Raw genomic sequence first — 20,524 nt, forward strand, 5'->3', positions numbered from 1 at the left:
TGATATGGAATTTTGGTTAACTGTAAGTAAATTAATTGTTTTTTTATATATTGTGTTTAGTTATATTTACGCAAATGTAGCAAATTTACCGTGGGTTATATTTACTTTACTTATTTACATCTCTGTAAACGTAATGATTTCTATATTTAAAAAAGATACGTATAAAAAAATATTAATTTGTATGTCAATTGGCGTAGTTATGTTATTTACATGGAGGGTTCATCCATTTTTTATTTTGTTTTTACCTTTGAATTTATACGAAATTACATTCTATTACATAGAAAAGAATTGGCCACGCTTTGTCATTATGATGCTCCCAATTACAATTGCAGATGAAAGTATTCGAATGACTTATGGATTAATTGTCGCATTTTCTTTTCTCGTTTTAACTATTGCAGATCGATATATATCGCGTGTAGTAAAGCTTGAATCGCAAAATGATAAGATGCGAAAAGATATGCAACGACTTACGAAAAGCTTACATGAAAATAAAGAGTACATAAGACAATCAGAATACACGTTTAAGTTAGAAGAAAGAAATCGGTTATCACAAGAAATTCATGATAAAATTGGCCACTCGATGACGGGTGCATTAATTCAAATGGAAGCAGCAAAGAGATTAATGGGGATAGATAAAGAAAAATCAGCGGAGTTATTACAAAATGCAATTCACATTTCAAAAGATGGAATTGAAAGTATTCGCATTACATTAAAAAATATGAAGCCACCAACTGAGCAAATTGGCATTCACCGTATGAAATTATTCATAGAGGAATTTGCCGGTAAGAATGATGTGAATATTCCTTTTGTATACAAAGGGAACTTAGATATGATTTCTCCCATTCAGTGGAAAATTATCGGTGAGAATGTTACAGAAGCACTAACAAATGCAATGAAATATGCTGATGCGACAGTCATTTCTATAGATATTCATGTACTTAACAAGATGGTAAAGGTACAAGTGAAGGATAACGGAAAAGGGGTAGCTCTTATTAAAAAAGGTCTCGGTATTATGGGGATGGAGGAGCGAACGGCGTCTGTAAACGGAAAAATTATTGTAGATGGGAAAAGTGGTTTTTCAGTAACGATGTTGTTGCCAATATAAAGAGAATGGTACGAGGATGAACCATCTCATATGAAAAAAGTGAATATTCTCATGTGAAAAGAATGAACTTCTGCACTGAGCAGGTTCATTCTTTTTGTTTATACTAAAAGCAGAGAAACCAAAATAGGGGTGAAAATGATGAATACATTAGAAATTAAAAATTTAACGAAAAAATTTGGTGATTTCATCGCAGTTGATAATATGTCTTTATCTATTAAAGAAGGAGAAATATTTGGCTTTTTAGGATCAAATGGTGCTGGTAAGAGTACAACGATAAATATGATTGCTGGTTTGTTAAGAAGTAATGAAGGTGAAATTAGCATACTAGGAAAAAATATAAAGAAACATAATCGATTTGCGAAAATGAATATCGGTATTGTTCCGCAAGATATTGCGATTTATGAAGAGTTAACTGCCTATGAAAATGTGAAATTCTTTGCTGGATTGTACGGATTACGAGGAGCTGAATTAAAAGCTAGGGTAGAGGAAGCTCTTCAATTTGTAGGACTTAGTGATAAACAGAAAAGCTATCCGAAGAACTTTTCTGGTGGGATGAAAAGAAGATTAAATATTGCTTGTGCAATTGCACATAGACCGAAGTTAATTATTATGGATGAACCGACAGTTGGAATTGATCCGCAGTCAAGGAACTATATTCTTCAGTCTGTCCGGAAGTTAAATGAAATGGGAAGCACTATTATTTACACGAGCCACTACATGGAAGAAGTAGAAGAGATTTGTACGAAAATCGCAATTGTCGACCACGGTAAAGTGATTGCAGAAGGTACGAAAGAACAGTTAAAAGCGATTATTACAGATACGAAAGATATTTGGATTGAAGTGAAGTCAGTAGAAAATTTAGATGTAGAAAAGTTAAAAGAGATAAACGGTGTGAAAGCTGTTCAGATTGAAGAGAACGTAATCAAGGTAAACTCGGATGCAGGATTAAATAATTTAAATCAAATTATTCAGCATTTCATTAATCATGACATTGAAATTCGTTCGTTAGAGGAGCAGGCTCCAAACTTAGAAACAGTATTTCTTACGTTAACCGGAAGAAACTTACGAGATAAATAAAAGGTAAATGAAGAAAAGGTAAAGGGAGGTTCATCAATTGAACATCTTCAATATTGCAATTATGCATATTAAAAGAGATTTCAGAGACGTAAGAACTTTAGTTTTTATGTTAGCATTTCCGATTGTGCTTATGCTTGTGTTAGGAACAGCGTTAACCAACGCATTTAATAGTGATAGTCATTCGATTAAAGATATACAAGTGCTATATAAAGATGAAGCGAGTAGCACGTTTTCTCAATCATTTGAAGCATTTACGAAAGAAGTGGATAAATCAGGTATTCATTTTAAAAAAGCTTCCGAAGGTATAGATGGGAAAGAAGAAGTGAAGAAAAATAAATATGCTGCTTATGTAGAGTTAAATAAAGATGGTGCAAAATTTTACGGAAGTGACAAAAGTAGTATTGAGGGGAGTATTGTGGAAGGAATGCTTACAACATTTGTTGATAAGTACAATGTAGCGGTCGAAGTTGCAAAAGTAGATCCTACTAAGGTGAGCACAGTTATTTCAAACGGAAATCATAATGATTATATAAAAGAAACATCCTTACAAGCTGCGAAAAAACCAGGTTCTATGGATTACTATGCGGTTGTAATGACAACGATGATTGCACTATATGCTGCGATGGGAGCGAGTTCTTTAATTCGAGGAGAACGAATACGTAAAACAGGAGATCGTCTCATTGCTGCACCTATAAGTAAAGCTGAAATATTCATTGGAAAAGTACTTGGTAGCCTAGTAGCAAATGCCCTGTGCATATTACTCGTCATGTTATTTAGTAAATTTGTTTTTCAAGCGAATTGGGGCGACCATCTTGGAATCATATTTCTTATTTTATTAACACAAGTCTTTCTAGCGATTAGCTTCGGTTTAGGAATCGGATATATTACGAAAACAGCTGAAGCGTCTAGGGCAATTATTATGGTTGTTGTGCAATTAGCTTCTATTTTTGGAGGTGCATATTTCGTAGTAGAAGAAAATTTCGTTACGAACTTATCGCCATTAACTTGGGCAAATACAGCTGTTATGAAAATTATTTATGCGAATGATGTAGGGGCAGCACTACCAGTCATTTCTTTAAACATTGGAATTTCAGCACTCTTTTTATTAATTGCAATTATTGCATTACGTAGACGGGAGGGGCTATAGTATGAAGGATATTTTATGGCTTATACAAAAAACGTTATCTGTGCTTTTGAAAAATAAAAAAAGTTTACTCATTATAATTAGCTTGCCGATAATAGGGACGCTCATTTCCTTCTCGATATACGGAAATGCAGGGCAAGGAACGTTAAATATCGGGATTGTAAATAAAGAAAATGAGCCGATAGCAAATGATACGATAAAGTTTTTAGAAGGATTAAATCATGTGAATGTGAGTAAGGTTAAGGAGTCTGAAGTAGAAGATAAACTCACTTCCAAAAAACTTGATGGAGTTATTACATTAGATTCTGGTTTTTCAAAAAGTGTTCGAGAAGGGAAACCAGAGCATATTGAAATTTCATCGATTAAAGGTGATCAAGTAACAGGATTTATAAAATCATATTTATATAATTATATTGATAATATAGCAGCTATTAGTAAAGTAGCAGGAACAGATCAAAGTACATTCGACAATATGTACGCAGGGTATCAAAAAAGTTCATTTAAAATGAAAACTGAGACGCTAGAAGATACTTCGAAAAATAAAGATATGACAAATCAAACGATGGGTTACCTTATTATGTTTATGCTGTTTTCAGCAGCGAACTTATCAGGTCATATTTTAAAAGAAAAAGAGAATAGAACGTACTTTAGACTATTATCAACGCCGATAGATGGGAAGAAGTTCATATTATCTAATGTCGGGGTAAATATGATAATACTAACAGTACAAATTTTGATTACAATCCTATTCCTAACGAATGTTTTTCATACGAATATCAATATGCCTTTTATAGTGATGATGGGCGTACTAATGCTATTTGCATTAATCGCAATTGGAATATCATTAGTTCTTGTAGCTTTTTCGAAAAACTCAGCATCGGCAAATGCGATGCAAAACATGGTCATTGTACCAACATGCTTACTTGCTGGATGTTATTTCCCATATGATATTATGCCAAGTGCAGTACAAAAAGTAGCTAATTTTCTTCCACAGCGCTGGTTGTTAGACACAGTATCGAAACTACAGCAAGGAATTCCATTCTCTGAGTTGTATTTAAACATTTTAATTTTATTCGCTTTCGCGATTGCATTCTTCTTAATTGCGATTTATAAGTTTGGAAGAAATAATGATGCGAGGAATTTTGTTTAATGTGAAAAGGATGTGACGTTAAGTCACATCCTTTTTTGTATGAAGCATGAAATCTAAACTTGAATGACAAAATAGAAAGGTGGAAAGAAAATGATCGGAAGGAAATCAAAATGATTAAAAAAATATTGCGAGTTACTTCTATTGCTATTGCTATTTTCGTTTTTATTTTAATATGGATGCATATCGATGTTACCTTAGGTAGGAAAATGGAAGCTGGGAAAAACATGCCGACAGAGTATGCGCCTCATTATAGTGACTTTCAATTATATGTAGAAGGGAAGCCTTTTTATAAACAATTATTTACTGATATAAGAGAAGCTAAAAGCTCCATCTACACTTATTTCTTCATTTTGTCGGATGATAAAAGTAGCCATACTTTTTTAAACTTATTAAAAGAGAAGGCAAAAGAAGGATTAAACGTCTATTTATCAGTTGATCGCATTAATGATTTATCATTTGAAAGAAAGGTGATAAATGAATTGCGGGAAAGTGGTGTACATTTTACATATAGTAGAAAACCTACATTACCATTCGGATTTTATTCACTTCACCATCGTAATCATCGCCGTATTACGACGATTGATGGAGAAATTGGCTATACAGGCGGATTTAATATAGGAGATGAGTACTTAGGGAAAGATAAGCGATTTGGATATTGGCGTGATTATCATGTGCGGCTTAAAGGAGAAGGAGCAAAAGATTTAGAACAGCAATTCGCTTTAGATTGGAAACGAGATACGAAAGAAGAGATAAAGAGGAGTACGAATAAAGCTAGTAAAGGGAATACATTACATACTATGACTAGTTACAATGGGCATTACGTTGCTGAAAAATATATAGAGCTCATAAAACAAGCTCAGCACTCCATTGTAATTGCAACACCGTATTTTATAGCGAAAAATAAAGAATCTATGAATGCTTTAATCGCGGCGCAAAAGCGTGGTGTTACAGTAAAAATACTTTGGTCATATAAACCGGATCTACCTCTTATAAAAGAAGCGGCGTATCCATACATACGTCAAGCTGTTAATAATGGGATTACTGTATATGGTTATAAAAAAGGAATGTTCCATGGTAAATTAATGCTTATTGATAATGAATTAACCGTTATTGGTACAACAAACTTTACTTCGCGTAGCTTCAATATAAATGATGAAATGAATTTTTATATTTATGGTGGTCCTATTGTAGGACAAGTTAATAAGGCGTTAACAGAGGATTTTCATGATTCGAAAGAAATGACGAAAGAGTTTTTTGAAAAGTTATCTTTTTGGGAGCGTTGTAAGGAGAAAGTGGCAGGATTGGTTGACTTCTATTTGTGATGATGAATTAGGAAAGGGTGCCTACAAAAGGCACCCTTTTTGGTGGGGAATTATTATTTTTCATGCACCAGCATCGTAACATCATCATTGATCAACGTCCCCACATGTTCGCCTAAACATATTTTCTTCATGACACCAGGCTCATCAAAGTTAAAGACGTGTGCTGGTAAATTGTAGTCCCGGGCAAGCAGTAATGCCGCTTGATCCATGACTTGTATATTTTGTCTAACGACATCATTATAGTTTAGTTTGCTGTACATTTTTGCTGATTTATTATGCTTTGGATCACTTGTAAAGACGCCATCGACCCCTTGTTTTGCGACTAATATGGCATCACTATTCATCTCGATGGCTCTTTGTACACTTGGATAATCTGTCGTCACGAACGGTTGGCCGTTACCGCCTCCAAAGATAACGATATAACCGTTATCTAAATGGTGGACTGCACGCAAGCGAATGTATGGTTCAGCTACTGCATTAAATGGAATGGAAGTCATAACGCGTACTTCTCTATTTGTTTTACTTGTTAAAACACCGCGAAGCATTAAGCTGTTAATGATTGTACCTAACGTACCGATATTATCAGCTTCTACGCGATCAATTCCCCACTCTTCAGCTAGATGTCCCCTAAAAATGTTACCGCCACCGATGACGATGGATACTTCGATACCTAAATCAACAATGGATAAAATTTCGTTTGCGATATGTTCTAATCGTTTGGAGTTAAAGCTATTTCCAGTTTGATCGGCAAGTGCACCGCCGCTTAATTTAATTAAGACACGTTTATATGGTCTCATAACAATTCCCCCTATATAGATCGCAATAAAAAAGGAACAAAGGCGAATGCCTTTGTTCCTTTTTAAGAAAATGAAAAAGAAAAGAAGAAGATAGGACGAATTGCTTTGTATAGTTTTTCATAACATCCACTCCTTTTCATTTTGATTTGTTTTAAGTATATATCTTTTTGATTATACGAAACAATCTGATTACTTATCAAGTTTATTTTATCGTTTTTTAACAAAATGGTGTCAATGAAAAAAAGAAGAAAAATATATGAATTTTTTGTGACGAACTTGTAGGTTTTTGTATGATTTTGTAGGTTCGCTTATAAGATGTGTGAGTAGCTTTTATAAATCCAAATTGAAAGCGTTCGCATGAAGGGGATGAACATAAATGAAAAAATTCGGATTGGCAACACAAATTTTTGTCGCGCTTGTTTTAGGGATTGTAGTAGGGGCAGTCTTTTATGGCAATAAAACGGCGATTTCTTATATCACACCAATTGGGGATATATTTATTCACTTAATTAAGATGATTGTAGTACCAATTGTTATTTCAGCATTAATTGTTGCGGTAGCTGGTGTAGGAGATATGAAAAAGCTTGGGAAACTGGGCGGTAAGACAATTCTTTATTTCGAAATTATTACGACGATTGCTATTTTAATGGGATTACTTGCAGCGAATATATTCCAACCAGGTACTGGTGTTGATATGAGTAATTTACAGCAAAGTGATATTTCTTCTTATAAACAAACAGCAGATGCAACGGAGAAGAAAGGTTTTGCTGAGACAATTGTTCACATTGTACCAAAAAACGTATTTGAATCGATTGCACAAGGTGACCTATTACCGATTATATTTTTCTCAGTATTATTCGGCTTAGGAGTTGCGGCAATTGGGGAAAAAGGAAAGCCTGTTTTTAACTTCTTTGAAGGCGTACTCGAAGCAATGTTTTGGGTTACAAATCAAGTTATGAAATTTGCACCATTTGGTGTATTCGCATTAATTGCCGTTACGGTTGCAAAATTTGGTGTAGCAACATTACTTCCGCTAGGAAAACTAGTGCTAGCTGTATACGTAACTGTTATACTATTCGTTGTGATTGTATTAGGTATTAATGCAAGAATGGTTGGCGTAAACATTTTTACATTAATAAAAATTTTAAAAGAAGAACTGATTCTTTCGTTTACGACAGCAAGTTCAGAAGCTGTTTTACCTAATATAATGAGAAAAATGGAAGAGTTCGGTTGTCCAAAGGCAGTTGCCTCTTTCGTAATTCCGACAGGTTATACATTTAACTTGACTGGATCGGCTATTTATCAAGCGTTAGCGGCATTGTTTGTTGCACAAATGTACGGTGTGCACATGTCACTGACAGAGCAAATAACGTTATTATTCGTTCTCATGTTAACATCCAAAGGTATGGCGGGAGTTCCAGGTGCATCGTTCGTTGTTGTATTAGCAACGTTAGGTTCAATGGGGCTACCACTAGAAGGTATCGCGTTAATTGCGGGAATTGACCGCATTTTAGATATGATTCGCTCATCTGTCAATGTATTAGGAAATGCATTAGCGGCCATTGTTATGTCGAAGTGGGAAGGCGAATTCGATAATGAGAAAGCAAAACAATATGTAGAAACAGTCAAAGAAACAAAAGCAGCATAAGAAATCGTTAAGGAGTGAATAATCATGGCAACATTAACTGAAGTTAAAAATGGTGTTCGAATTGAAAAAGATTTTTTAGGTGAAAAAGAAGTACCAAACTATGCATACTATGGCGTACAAACAATGCGTGCAGTTGAAAATTTCCCAATTACAGGATACAAAATCCATGAAGGTTTAATTAGAGCGTTCGCAATTGTAAAAAAAGCAGCAGCACTTGCGAATACAGATGTAGGAAGATTGGAATTGAACAAGGGTGGCGTGATCGCAGAAGCTGCTCAAGAAATTCTTGATGGAAAATGGCATGATCATTTCATCGTAGATCCAATTCAAGGCGGAGCAGGTACTTCAATGAACATGAATGCAAATGAAGTCATTGCCAATCGTGCTCTTGAATTATTAGGAATGGAAAAGGGAGACTATCACTATATTAGTCCAAATAGTCATGTAAACATGGCGCAATCAACAAATGATGCATTCCCAACGGCGATTCATATCGCAACGTTAAATGCATTAGAAGGCTTATTACAAACGATGGGTTATATGCATGATGTATTTGAATTAAAAGCAGAACAGTTCGATCATGTGATTAAAATGGGTCGTACACATTTACAAGATGCTGTGCCAATTCGTCTTGGACAAGAGTTTAAAGCATACTCTCGTGTACTTGAACGTGATATGAAACGAATTCAGCAATCACGTCAACACTTATATGAAGTGAACATGGGAGCAACTGCAGTTGGTACAGGCTTAAATGCAGATCCAGAATATATTGAAGCAGTTGTAAAACATTTAGCTGCAATCAGTGAATTACCGCTTGTTGGTGCAGAAGATTTAGTGGATGCGACACAAAATACGGATGCTTATACTGAAGTATCTGCAGCACTTAAAGTATGTATGATGAATATGTCTAAAATTGCGAATGACCTTCGCTTAATGGCATCAGGTCCACGTGTTGGTTTAGCAGAAATTATGTTACCAGCTCGTCAGCCAGGTTCATCTATTATGCCAGGGAAAGTAAACCCTGTTATGCCAGAAGTTATTAACCAAATTGCGTTCCAAGTAATTGGTAATGACCATACAATTTGCCTTGCTTCAGAAGCAGGACAATTAGAATTAAACGTTATGGAACCAGTACTTGTTTTCAACTTACTGCAATCAATTAGCATTATGAATAACGGTTTCCGTGCCTTTACAGATAATTGCTTAAAAGGAATTGAAGCGAATGAAGATCGCTTAAAAGAGTATGTTGAGAAAAGTGTAGGAATTATTACAGCCGTGAACCCTCATATCGGTTATGAAGCTGCAGCTCGCGTTGCGAAAGAAGCAATCGCGACAGGGCAATCCGTTCGAGAACTTTGTGTGAAAAATGGTGTACTGTCACAAGAAGACTTAGAGTTAATTCTAGATCCATTTGAAATGACACATCCAGGGATTGCAGGAGCAACTCTTTTAAAGAAAAATTAAAAGAAGAGGGGGGACAAGCCCCTCTTTTTTGTTTACAATATAGAAATGCTATATATGAATAGAGGTAGGGATGTTATGAGCAAGTTTACAGTAGCTTCTAATGGTGCATTAGAAACAACATTAAGAGGAGCAGAAGTATTATCAACACCACTTTTAAATAAAGGGGTAGCTTTCACACAAAATGAAAGAGAAGAGTTAGGTTTAAAAGGGTTATTACCGCCAGCGGTTTTAACGTTAGAAGAACAGGCACGCCGAGCATACGAACAATTTAGTTCTCAGCCGGATGATTTATTAAAGAATGTATACTTAACTGCGTTACATGATCGAAATGAAGTATTATTTTATCGTATATTAACAGATCATTTACGTGAAATGTTACCGATTGTATATACACCAACTGTCGGTGTAGCAATTCAAAGATATAGTCATGAATATCGTAAACCACGTGGTGTTTATTTATCGATTAACGATCCATCAGGTATTGAAGAAGCATTCACCAATATTGGTGCAACAGCTGAGAACATTGATTTAGTCGTTGTAACAGATGGAGAAGGCATATTAGGAATTGGTGACTGGGGCGTTGGTGGTATTAACATTGCAATCGGAAAGCTAGCTGTTTATACGGCCGCAGTTGGAATCGATCCTAGCCGCGTATTACCGGTAATTTTAGATGTAGGTACAAACCGTGAGGAACTATTAAACAATCCATTTTATATTGGAAATCGTCACCCTCGTATAACAGGTGAAGCTTACGATGAATTTATTGATACGTTTGTACAAGCGGTAAATAAACAATTCCCGAAAGCACTTTTACATTGGGAAGACTTTAGCTCTCGTAACGCACGAAAAATTTTAGATAAATACCGTCATGACGTTTGTACGTTTAATGATGATATTCAAGGTACAGGTGCAGTTTCACTTGCGGCAGTATTATCGGCAGTGAAAGCTTCTGGTGTACCGCTAAGTGAACACCGCGTTGTTGTATTTGGTGCTGGTACGGCTGGAATCGGTATCGCAGATCAAGTTAGAGATGCGATGGTCCGCGTAGGTGTATCTGAAGAAGAATCATATAAGCGTTTCTGGTGTATTGATCGTAACGGGTTAGTTACAGATAATATGGAAGATCTTCTTGATTTCCAAATTCCGTACGCAAGAAAAGAAGCAGAAGTAAGTGAGTGGAAAGAAAATGATGTGATCGGACTTGCTGAAGTTGTGAAACATGTAAAACCGACAATTTTAATTGGTACATCTACTGTTGCAGGTGCATTTAAAGAAGAGATTATTAAAGAAATGGCTTCTCACGTAGAAAGACCAATCATTTTACCAATGTCGAATCCGACGCCACTTGCTGAAGCAAAACCAGCAGATTTAATCGAGTGGACAGAAGGAAGAGCGTTAGTTGCAACAGGAAGTCCATTTGAACCAGTTACATATAACGGTGTAACGTATGTGATTGGACAATCAAATAATGCACTTATTTTCCCAGGGCTTGGTCTTGGAACAATTGTAGTACGAGCAAGCGTCATGACGGATGGAATGTTCGCAGCGGCTGCTGAAGCAGTTGCAAGTATGGTAGATACAAGTCAGCCAGGAGCACCTATTTTACCAGAGGTCGAAGAATTACGTAATATCTCAGAAATGGTTGCAATTGAAGTAGCGAAAGTTGCAGTTGCAGAAGGTGTTGCAAGAGTGAACTTAAGTGATAACGATATCAAGATGGCAGTGCAAGAAGTAATGTGGAAGCCAGAGTATCGCCAAATAAAAGCGGTAGAAAAGGTTAGAATATAGAAAAAAAGCCCGTTTATAACAATAAGCGGGCTTTCACTTTTACTACTGAAAAAAAGTATAGGAAGTGTCACCTTTGAATTGGAATCAATTATGGAAGAAAGATATGTCCCTTTTAATTATATTAATGGTCGTTGTTCCGATTGCTGGGGAGCTGAACTTTCATCCCTTTAATGATACATTTCGAGTTAGCTTCGGTACACCGCTATTCTTCTTTTTATTATTATTTTTAAGAAGAGCACCAGCAGGAGTTGCAGGTATTCTTGTTGGTATATCTGTAGTCTTATTCCGAGTATGTCTTGACTGGATCATGCAAGGTTCATTTCATATGACAGAATCATTTTATTTGCGTTATCCTGTGTTCTTCTATTATTTTATTTATGGCAGTTTTTTTTCGCTTTTTAGGGTAAATAAGTTCCATCAGAAACCAATCATTATTGGATGCCTTGGAATTTCAATTGAAATTGTTGCAAGTATGTCAGAACTTGCATTTTATCACATGTTAGTACTAGGTACAACAATAACGATTTCTGAAGTGAATAAACTTATTATTATTGCTATTTTTCGTAGTTTCTTTGCACTTGGTTTTTTAAATATGATGAATTTATATGAAACGAAATTAAAAGAATCGCAAGTTCGAAAAGAAAATGAAAATATGTTAATGCATCTTTCTAATTTATATGTGGAATCTGTTCATTTGAAAAAGACGTTACAAAATGCGGAGTTAATTACACAAGAAGCATATCAACTATATCGAAATTTACAAGTAAGCGCTGATTCAAGTAGTAAAACAGCATTGAAAATAGCGGGGGAAGTGCATGAAATAAAAAAGGATAATCAAAGGATATTTGCAGGGTTATCTAAACTGTTATTAGATAAAAATGTGGCTGAATATGTAGAAGGACATGAGTTAGCAGAGATGATTGTTAGAATAAACGAGAAGTATGCTGAAATGCTAGAAAAGGATATACGTTTTTCTAAACATATAGAAGGTGAGCATGCTGCATACCACGTGTATACAGTGCTATCAATTTTTAATAACTTAGTTGCAAATGCAGTTGAAGCAATTGAAGATAAAGGTTTCGTTATTATTAAGCTATATAAAAGAAATCAGCATATATTTTTTGAAGTAATTGACGATGGGCCTGGTATTACACAAAAGTATAAGAAATTAGTATTTAAGCCAGGATTTACTTCCAAGTATGATCAAACGGGAACACCGTCAACTGGTATTGGGCTTTCTTACATAAATGAAATGGTAACAGAGCTAGGCGGAGAAGTGAGATTAGAAGGCCGAGAAAATAAAAGAGGATGTAAGTTTATCGTTTGTTTACCAGAGGGTAGTTTAAAGCGGGAAGGGGAATAGATTTGTTTTATTATATCGTAGACGATGATGAAGTTTTCCGTTCGATGCTTTCGCAAATTATTGAAGATGGAGATCTTGGAGAAGTAATTGGTGAGGCGGATGACGGAGCTTTTATTGAGGCGGATCAACTAAATTTTAAAAAAGTAGATATTTTATTTATTGATTTGTTGATGCCGATGAGGGACGGAATTGAAACAGTTCGTCACATTGCGTCAACTTTCACGGGGAAAATCATTATGATTTCTCAAGTGGAATCGAAGCAGCTTATAGGTGAGGCATATACACTTGGTGTAGAATATTATATTACAAAACCATTAAATAAAATCGAAGTTGTATCTGTTGTACGCAAAGTGATGGAGCGTATTAGATTGGAGCGTTCTATACACGATATTCAAAAATCATTGAATAACGTGTTTCAGTGGGAAAAGCCGCAATTGCGTACTGAACCAGTGCAAGAAGGAAAAAAGATAGGGGATTTAGGGCGCTTTTTACTATCAGAACTCGGTATTGCGGGAGAGAATGGAAGTAAAGATTTACTTAGTATGCTGGAATATTTATATGGTCAAGAAAAGGCACAGACATTTGAGTTTGGCTTTCCTGCGTTAAAAGAAATTTTTCATCATATTACGATAAGGAAATTAGGGGATCTAGCTTTAGAGGCGGATATTGATAAAGAGAAAAAAGCGTCTGAACAAAGAGTACGTCGAGCTATTTATCAGTCGTTAAATCATTTGGCTTCTTTAGGATTAACAGACTTTTCAAATCCAAAATTTGAAAGCTATGCTCCAAAATTTTTCGATTTTACCGTAGTTAGAAAACGGATGACAGAAATGACGAAAGATGAACTCGCATCTTCTGGTCATACGCGAATTAATACGAAGAAGTTTATTCAAGTGTTGTATTTTGAGGCGAAGAGGTTGATGGAGATAGAGTGAAGAAGATGCTTATAAATAAGCATCTTCTTTTGTTAAATCAACATTTTATATTTTCTCGTGGAGCATGTAAAATGTTAAGTAAGAGAAAATGGTTTTATATTAAGGAAGTGTCAAAGCGATGAGTTTCACATTGAATAAATCGATTATTAAAGAAGTGTGCGGAGAGACCTCATATAAAAGAGGTGAAGCCTATTATAAATCAAATAAAGTGATAATAGATCATTACGATGAAAATAAAGAAATTTGTGAGGCGACAGTAAAAGGGAACGAGGATTTCCATGTTACAGTAGCAAAAGCCAAAAAGGGTGATGTTGTTGCAAAATGTAGTTGTCCTTCATTAGCGTCTTTTCAAACGTACTGTCAACATGTTGCAGCAGTATTGATACAAATAAACTATAATCAACAAACAGGTGGAATGAGCTCCACTAGTAACAGAAATGATCAATTGACAAGTGGTATGTTTCAGCTGTTTGCAGACAAACCACTGAGGCCAAAAAGTAAACAACACCGTTTTGATACACGTGAAATATTAGATGTTGAGTTTATATGTACACCAGTAGCTACGAGAAGTGGTGGTGCTCTTCTTGGAATTCAATTGAAACTTGCCAAGTTGTATTTCATAAATCATATTAGAGAATTTCTTTCTAAGGTGGAGAAAAGAGAGTCTTTTCATTGTTCAAATGAATTTACATATACACCAGATGTACATAGTTTTAAACAAGAAACGGATGCAATTATTCAGCAGCTCATTAAAATGTATCATAACGAAAAAATGTATGAGGATGCGCTAGAAGTACATGCGAAACAAGATGAAAGTATGATATTTATACCACCAGCTTCATGGAAAGATATGCTCTCTTCACTTTCTAAAGTTGAATATGTACAGCTGAAACAAAATAAACAACTGTTTCAGGGATTACAAGTTTCAAAAGGTTTGTTGCCGTTACACTTTGAATTTACGAAGGGAAATAATGGCGGATTTACACTTCATATAGATGGTCTAAATCGTGTACAAGTTATGGATATGTATAACAATGCACTTTATGGTGGGAAATTATATCACTTACACATTGAAGATTGTATGCGACTTATTGAATTACAAAAGATGATGAGTCGCTCAAATAGTAATCAGTTTTATATTCCAGAAAGTAAGATGGAACATTTCGTCGCGAAAGTTGTACCAGGCTTAATGAAGCTCGGAACGGTACACATTGATGAAGTAATATCGGATCGTGTTGAAACACCTTCGCTAAAAGCGAAATTGTATTTAGACCGCGTGAAAAATCGCTTATTAGCAGGTCTTGAATTTCACTATGGGAACGTCATGATTAATCCGCTAGAAGAGGATGGACAGCCGTCTGTTTTTAATCGTGATGAGAAAAAAGAAAAAGAGATTTTAGACATTATGAGTGAAAGTGCCTTTGCAAAAACAGAAGGCGGTTACTTTATGCATAATGAAGAAGCTGAGTATAACTTTTTATATCACGTCGTGCCAACATTAAAAGGTTTAGTTGATATTTATGCGACGACAGCAATCAAATTGCGAATTAGTAAAGGGGATGCAGTTCCTCTTATTAGAGTCAGAAGAAAAGAAAGAATTGATTGGTTGTCATTTCGTTTTGATATAAAAGGAATACCAGAAGCAGAAATTAAAGGTGTATTAGCGGCCCTTGAAGAGAAACGTAAATATTATCGATTGGCGAACGGTTCGTTTTTGTCGCTAGAGAGTAAAGAGTTTAATGAAATTAATCAGTTTATAAAAGAATCAGGTATTCGGAAAGAATTTTTACATGGAGAAGAGGTAAATGTTCCGCTTATTCGGAGTGTAAAATGGATGAACGGACTTCACGAAGGCAATGTTTTAAGTTTGGATGATTCAGTTCAAGAGTTAGTAGAAAACATTCAAAACCCGAAAAAATTAAAGTTTGCTGTGCCAAATACTTTAAATGCAGAAATGAGAAAGTATCAAGTATATGGGTTCGAATGGATGAAAACACTTGCTCATTACCGTTTTGGCGGTATTTTAGCAGATGATATGGGACTTGGAAAAACGTTGCAAAGCATTGCTTTTATAGATTCTGTTTTGACTGAGATTCGAGAAAAGAAACTGCCAATATTAGTCGTTTCACCATCATCTCTTGTTTATAATTGGTTTAGTGAATTGAAAAAATTCGCCCCGCATATTAGAGCAGTTATTGCAGATGGAAACCAAGCAGAGCGCCGGAAAATTTTGAAAGATATAACGGAATTTGATGTCGTAATCACGTCATATCCATTACTGAGAAGAGATATAAGATTATATGCAAGACCATTTCATACACTATTTCTTGATGAAGCACAGGCGTTTAAAAACCCTACAACGCAAACGGCAAGAGCTGTGAAAACAATTCAAGCTGAATACCGTTTCGGACTAACTGGTACACCTGTAGAAAATTCATTAGAAGAGCTATGGTCTATCTTCCATGTCGTCTTCCCGGAATTATTACCAGGAAGAAAAGAGTTCGGTGATTTAAGGCGTGAAGATATAGCGAAGCGAGTGAAACCATTCGTATTAAGACGATTAAAAGGGGACGTATTAAATGAGTTGCCAGAGAAAATAGAGCACTTACAATCATCGGAGTTATTCCCCGATCAAAAGAGTCTCTATGCTGCTTATTTAGCGAAGTTAAGGGAAGAAACGTTAAAGCATTTAGACAAAGACACGTTACGTAAAAATAAAATTAGAATTTTAGCTGGTTTAACGAGATTGCGACAAATTTGTTGTCATCCCGCTTTATTTGTTGATGATTACAAAGGAAGTTCAGCTAAATTTGAACAACTGTTAGAGATTTTAGAGGAATGTAGAAGTACAGGAAAGAGAATATTAATTTTTTCTCAATTTACGAAGATGCTTTCCATTATTGGTCGTGAGTTAAATCGACAAGCAATTCCATACTTTTATTTAGACGGGAGTACACCAGCGCAGGAACGTGTAGAGCTGTGCGATCGGTTTAACGAAGGAGAAGGAGATCTATTTCTCATTTCTTTAAAAGCTGGTGGTACCGGACTTAATTTAACTGGTGCAGATACAGTAATATTATACGATTTATGGTGGAATCCAGCTGTTGAACAACAAGCGGCCGATAGAGCGTATCGAATGGGACAAAAAAATACAGTGCAAGTTATAAAGCTAGTAGCCCAGGGAACAATTGAGGAGAAAATGCATGAACTGCAAGAAAGTAAGAAAAATTTAATCGCTGAAGTGATTGAGCCGGGAGAAGAGAAATTGTCCTCAATCACAGAGGAAGAAATTCGAGATATTTTAATGATTTAATATAAAAAAGCTATGCCTTCGAATTTATGAGGGCATAGCTTTTTTATTGTAATAATTATATTTTGTTTTGTACAAAGTAAAGAAATCAAATGTTATTTAAATTACTTCTTTGTACCTTTACTTTTGTATGGTTTGGCAGCTGCCTTTTTCTTTGCACTTGATTGCCAACGGTTCCATCCTTTACTTCCTGTACCTTGTCCTACACCTTTTTTCGGTTTTGCTTTCGTTTTACTCATATGATCACTCCGTTATATAAAAATCTTATTTGATAATAGTCAATGATTTAGAAAATACTCTTTATAAATGACTATGATTGCTTTAAGTAAAAATAAACTGCTTGAATGCTATAGTATAACATGAATTTGCAAGTAAACTGAAAGGAATTATAAAGAAAATGAAAATAATAAGAAATACTGCGGATTCTATATTCCGAACGATCACATTAATTGTTGTGTATACGTTAGTTTCGGTCAGTGAAACATTTTTTGGATTGACGAGGCAGAAAAAGTAAAGATGTTAAATTAACAACAATCAATAAAGCCGTAAAATAAAGAATTGAAAAACATTTTAAAACTTTTTGTTGACTTTCTTTATTTTTTGTATAGAATAATCATTAATAAAATGTTTCAGAGATGTGACAACAAAACGACTATGAAAGGACGAGTAGTAGTAGGACGTAGTTTAAGCGAGTCAGGGGTGGTGTGAGCCTGATACGAAGCCTATTATGAAGAACCTCCTGGAGTTGCTAACCGAAATCCTTTATAGGAAAGTAGACTTAGCCGGGAACTTCGCCGTTACAAGAAGAACAGTATCGAGATATTTTATCTCCGTATTGTATAAGTGAGCAACCTCTGTTGCTAATTTGGGTGGTACCGCGGAACCAAAGCCTTTCGTCCCAGTTTTTTGGGAAAGAAGGGCTTTTTTTGTTGGCTTCTTTTCACAACATCCAAACATTTTAGGAGGAAACCACCATGTATCAATCATTAATGACAGTAAGAGAGACTCAAATCGCAATTAAGGAAGTTAAAACATTTTTCGAGGACCAATTAGCAAAACGCCTTGAACTATTCCGCGTATCTGCACCATTATTCGTAACGAAAAAATCAGGATTAAACGATCACCTAAACGGTGTAGAACGTCCAATTGAATTTGATATGTTACATTCAGGAGAAGAATTAGAAATTGTTCATTCACTAGCGAAATGGAAACGATTTGCATTACATGAATACGGATATGAAGCTGGTGAAGGTTTATATACAAACATGAACGCGATTCGTCGTGATGAAGAACTTGATGCAACGCATTCCATTTATGTTGACCAATGGGATTGGGAAAAAATCGTTCAAAAAGAATGGCGTACTGTTGAATACTTACAAAAAACAGTACAAACAATTTATGGAATATTCAAAGATTTAGAAGATCACTTATTTGAAAAATATCCGTTCCTTGGAAAGTATTTACCGGAAGAAATTGTTTTCGTTACTTCTCAAGAATTAGAAGATAAATATCCAGAATTAACACCGAAAGATCGTGAACATGCAATTGCAAAAGAACACGGTGCAGTCTTCATTATCGGAATTGGTGATGCACTTCGTTCAGGTGAAAAGCATGACGGACGCGCAGCTGATTATGACGATTGGAAATTAAACGGTGACATTTTATTCTGGCACCCAGTACTACAATCTTCATTTGAGTTATCATCAATGGGAATTCGTGTTGATAGTAAATCGCTTGATGAGCAGTTAACGAAAACTGGTGAAGACTTCAAACGTGAGTATGATTTCCATAAAGGTATATTAGAAGACGTATTACCATTAACAATCGGCGGTGGCATTGGACAATCAAGAATGTGCATGTACTTCTTACGTAAAGCACATATCGGTGAAGTTCAATCTTCTGTATGGCCTGACGATTTACGTGCAGCTTGTAAAAAAGAAAACATTCATCTGTTTTAATAGAAGTGAGGGAATAGCTTAAATATAGAGCTATTCCCTCTTTTTTTAATTGTGTAAACTAATGGTTTCTTTCATTTATATCTCTTTTTATGTAATAATTTGTTAAAGGAGGGGACGTTATGAGCATAGGAGAGCAGCTAAAAAAACTACGAGAATCAAAGGGGTTTTCGCAAGAGGATGTTGCTAAAAAGATTGGTGTGACGAGGCAAGCAGTGTACAAATGGGAAAATGATAAAAGTTATCCTGATATTGATAATCTAATTTTACTAAGCGAAATGTACAATGTTACGCTTGATAAGTTAATAAAAGGGAAACAGAATATTAAAGAAAAAATACATATTGATGAAGAAGATGAGGATTTTGAGAAAGAGAATGATTTTGGTTTTTATATTGGGTTTGGATTGCTAATTATGAGTGCATTCATTGATTATGAAGGAATACAAGTATTTGTATTAGGAGTTGCACTATTCATGATGGTTTTTTATTCGAATGTGAAGAAAGTTATTTTGAATGAATATAGATCGTTTTTTCAAGAGAAAGAGCGAAAAGATATATGTGATAAAAAGTGAGAAGAGTTAGTTATATTTCCTAGGAAAGGGTATAACGAATATTTTCATTGTATTATAATGATTTTGGGATATTGGTAATATGAAAGCTATTTGGGTAGATCCTTGAAGTCTATATGTAAAATGATAATAAAGTTATTTAATTTTAAAAGCTCAAACAAGCATAACCCCGTTCTAAAGCTAGGACGGGGTTCAAAATATAATAATAAAATCGCTTAAGAGTCTACGTTTTATTCAATGATAGTGCCTTTTTATAAAACGTCACTTGCTTATTTATTACCGAGTTCTTCCGCTAAACCGATTAAAATTCCTTCGACTCCACGAATGTAGCAGAGACGATACGAGTTCTCGTACTGAACTACTTCGCCAACGAGCTCTGCACCATGCTTAGTGAGTCTGGATACCATTTCGTCAATATCTTGAACGGTGAACATGACGCGTAGATAACCGAGGGCGTTTACAGGAGCTTTTCGGTGATCTGCTATAGTAGGAGGGGTGAGAAATCGCGAAAGTTCAATTCGGCTGTGGCCATCTGGAGTGACCATCATAGCAATCTCTACGCACTGAGAACCGAGTCCAGTTACGCGACCAGCCCATTCACCTTCGACATTGGCTCGACCTTCGAGATTCAAGCCAATCTCCCCAAAGAAAGAGATTGCGTCATCAAGGGATTCTACAACGATGCTGACATTGTCCATTCGTAGTAATTTGTTTTTTGCCATAGTCTTATCTCCTTATGTATAAAAATTTATTATTTAATCATCCTCATAATTATACTACTAAGTAGTTACAAATTCCTTTCAGTCAAAAACACCTTGTCATAGTATAGGAAAATGTGAGAAGGTGTTTTTTTATATGTCATATAGCATCTTGTTAACGAACAGCTTTTATTTAATA

At 35.3% G+C, this 20,524-nt stretch carries 16 protein-coding genes and 1 other annotated feature; of the genes, 13 read left to right on the forward strand and 3 right to left on the reverse strand.

Annotation, left to right across the window (positions count from 1 at the left end; translation table 11 throughout):
* Positions 1–4 precede the first annotated feature (4 nt).
* From MHH27_RS09205 to cls, 5 genes are all read left to right on the forward strand, one after another.
* Complete coding sequence (locus tag MHH27_RS09205; RefSeq protein ID WP_097924304.1) at positions 5–1,105, forward strand: sensor histidine kinase; 1,101 nt, start codon at positions 5–7, stop codon at positions 1,103–1,105.
* 138 nt (positions 1,106–1,243) lie between these two features.
* A complete protein-coding gene (locus MHH27_RS09210; protein WP_001093820.1) occupies positions 1,244–2,182 on the forward strand; it encodes an ABC transporter ATP-binding protein in 939 nt (312 codons plus the stop codon).
* 37 nt (positions 2,183–2,219) lie between these two features.
* A complete protein-coding gene (locus MHH27_RS09215; protein ID WP_097924305.1) occupies positions 2,220–3,329 on the forward strand; it encodes an ABC transporter permease in 1,110 nt (369 codons plus the stop codon).
* A 1-nt stretch (position 3,330) separates the two neighbouring features.
* Complete coding sequence (locus MHH27_RS09220; RefSeq protein WP_000651881.1) at positions 3,331–4,476, forward strand: ABC transporter permease; 1,146 nt, start codon at positions 3,331–3,333, stop codon at positions 4,474–4,476.
* A gap of 110 nt (positions 4,477–4,586) precedes the next feature.
* On the forward strand, positions 4,587–5,798 hold the full coding sequence (gene cls, locus MHH27_RS09225) for a cardiolipin synthase (RefSeq protein ID WP_053564787.1): 1,212 nt from the start codon (positions 4,587–4,589) through the stop codon (positions 5,796–5,798).
* A 53-nt stretch (positions 5,799–5,851) separates the two neighbouring features.
* On the opposite strand, the gene pyrH is transcribed toward cls, so the two are convergent.
* Positions 5,852–6,595 carry a UMP kinase gene (pyrH, locus tag MHH27_RS09230; RefSeq protein WP_001248059.1) on the reverse strand — a complete coding sequence of 248 codons (744 nt, stop codon included), beginning with the start codon at positions 6,593–6,595 and terminating at the stop codon, positions 5,852–5,854.
* 376 nt (positions 6,596–6,971) lie between these two features.
* On the opposite strand from pyrH, the gene MHH27_RS09235 reads away from it, so the two are divergent.
* The 6 genes from MHH27_RS09235 (at position 6,972) to MHH27_RS09260 (ending at position 17,106) form a co-directional block, all read left to right on the forward strand.
* Complete coding sequence (locus MHH27_RS09235; protein ID WP_000713291.1) at positions 6,972–8,243, forward strand: cation:dicarboxylate symporter family transporter; 1,272 nt, start codon at positions 6,972–6,974, stop codon at positions 8,241–8,243.
* Between the two features lie 24 nt (positions 8,244–8,267).
* Positions 8,268–9,707, forward strand: a complete 1,440-nt coding sequence (gene aspA, locus MHH27_RS09240; protein ID WP_000224200.1) for an aspartate ammonia-lyase — start codon at positions 8,268–8,270, stop codon at positions 9,705–9,707.
* A 75-nt stretch (positions 9,708–9,782) separates the two neighbouring features.
* Positions 9,783–11,495, forward strand: coding sequence for an oxaloacetate-decarboxylating malate dehydrogenase (gene malS / locus MHH27_RS09245; protein WP_065228756.1), 1,713 nt, complete (start codon positions 9,783–9,785; stop codon positions 11,493–11,495).
* Positions 11,496–11,559: 64 nt separating this feature from the next.
* Positions 11,560–12,858 carry a sensor histidine kinase gene (locus MHH27_RS09250; RefSeq protein WP_144476490.1) on the forward strand — a complete coding sequence of 433 codons (1,299 nt, stop codon included), beginning with the start codon at positions 11,560–11,562 and terminating at the stop codon, positions 12,856–12,858.
* Between the two features lie 2 nt (positions 12,859–12,860).
* On the forward strand, positions 12,861–13,793 hold the full coding sequence (locus tag MHH27_RS09255; protein ID WP_000500302.1) for a response regulator: 933 nt from the start codon (positions 12,861–12,863) through the stop codon (positions 13,791–13,793).
* 118 nt (positions 13,794–13,911) lie between these two features.
* A complete protein-coding gene (locus MHH27_RS09260) occupies positions 13,912–17,106 on the forward strand; it encodes an SNF2 helicase associated domain-containing protein (RefSeq protein ID WP_144476493.1) in 3,195 nt (1,064 codons plus the stop codon).
* 101 nt (positions 17,107–17,207) lie between these two features.
* Here MHH27_RS09260 and MHH27_RS09265 read toward each other — a convergent pair whose 3' ends face one another.
* On the reverse strand, positions 17,208–17,342 hold the full coding sequence (locus tag MHH27_RS09265) for a DUF3934 domain-containing protein (protein WP_000047588.1): 135 nt from the start codon (positions 17,340–17,342) through the stop codon (positions 17,208–17,210).
* Between the two features lie 406 nt (positions 17,343–17,748).
* Positions 17,749–18,007: a binding site (T-box leader), on the forward strand.
* Between the two features lie 70 nt (positions 18,008–18,077).
* Here MHH27_RS09265 and asnA point away from each other — a divergent pair.
* The gene (gene asnA, locus MHH27_RS09270; protein ID WP_000284916.1) at positions 18,078–19,061 is read left to right on the forward strand and encodes an aspartate--ammonia ligase; all 984 of its coding nucleotides are present in this window, start codon (positions 18,078–18,080) and stop codon (positions 19,059–19,061) included.
* A 119-nt stretch (positions 19,062–19,180) separates the two neighbouring features.
* Positions 19,181–19,630: a helix-turn-helix domain-containing protein gene (locus MHH27_RS09275; protein WP_144476496.1), complete on the forward strand. Its 450-nt coding sequence runs from the start codon at positions 19,181–19,183 to the stop codon at positions 19,628–19,630.
* A 266-nt stretch (positions 19,631–19,896) separates the two neighbouring features.
* Here MHH27_RS09275 and MHH27_RS09280 read toward each other — a convergent pair whose 3' ends face one another.
* Positions 19,897–20,349, reverse strand: a complete 453-nt coding sequence (locus tag MHH27_RS09280; RefSeq protein WP_001107254.1) for a VOC family protein — start codon at positions 20,347–20,349, stop codon at positions 19,897–19,899.
* Between the last annotated feature and the right edge of the window lie 175 nt (positions 20,350–20,524).

The sequence above is a fragment of the Bacillus sp. FSL L8-0152 genome, from assembly GCF_038006365.1.
GTDB classification, from domain to species: domain Bacteria; phylum Bacillota; class Bacilli; order Bacillales; family Bacillaceae_G; genus Bacillus_A; species Bacillus_A cereus.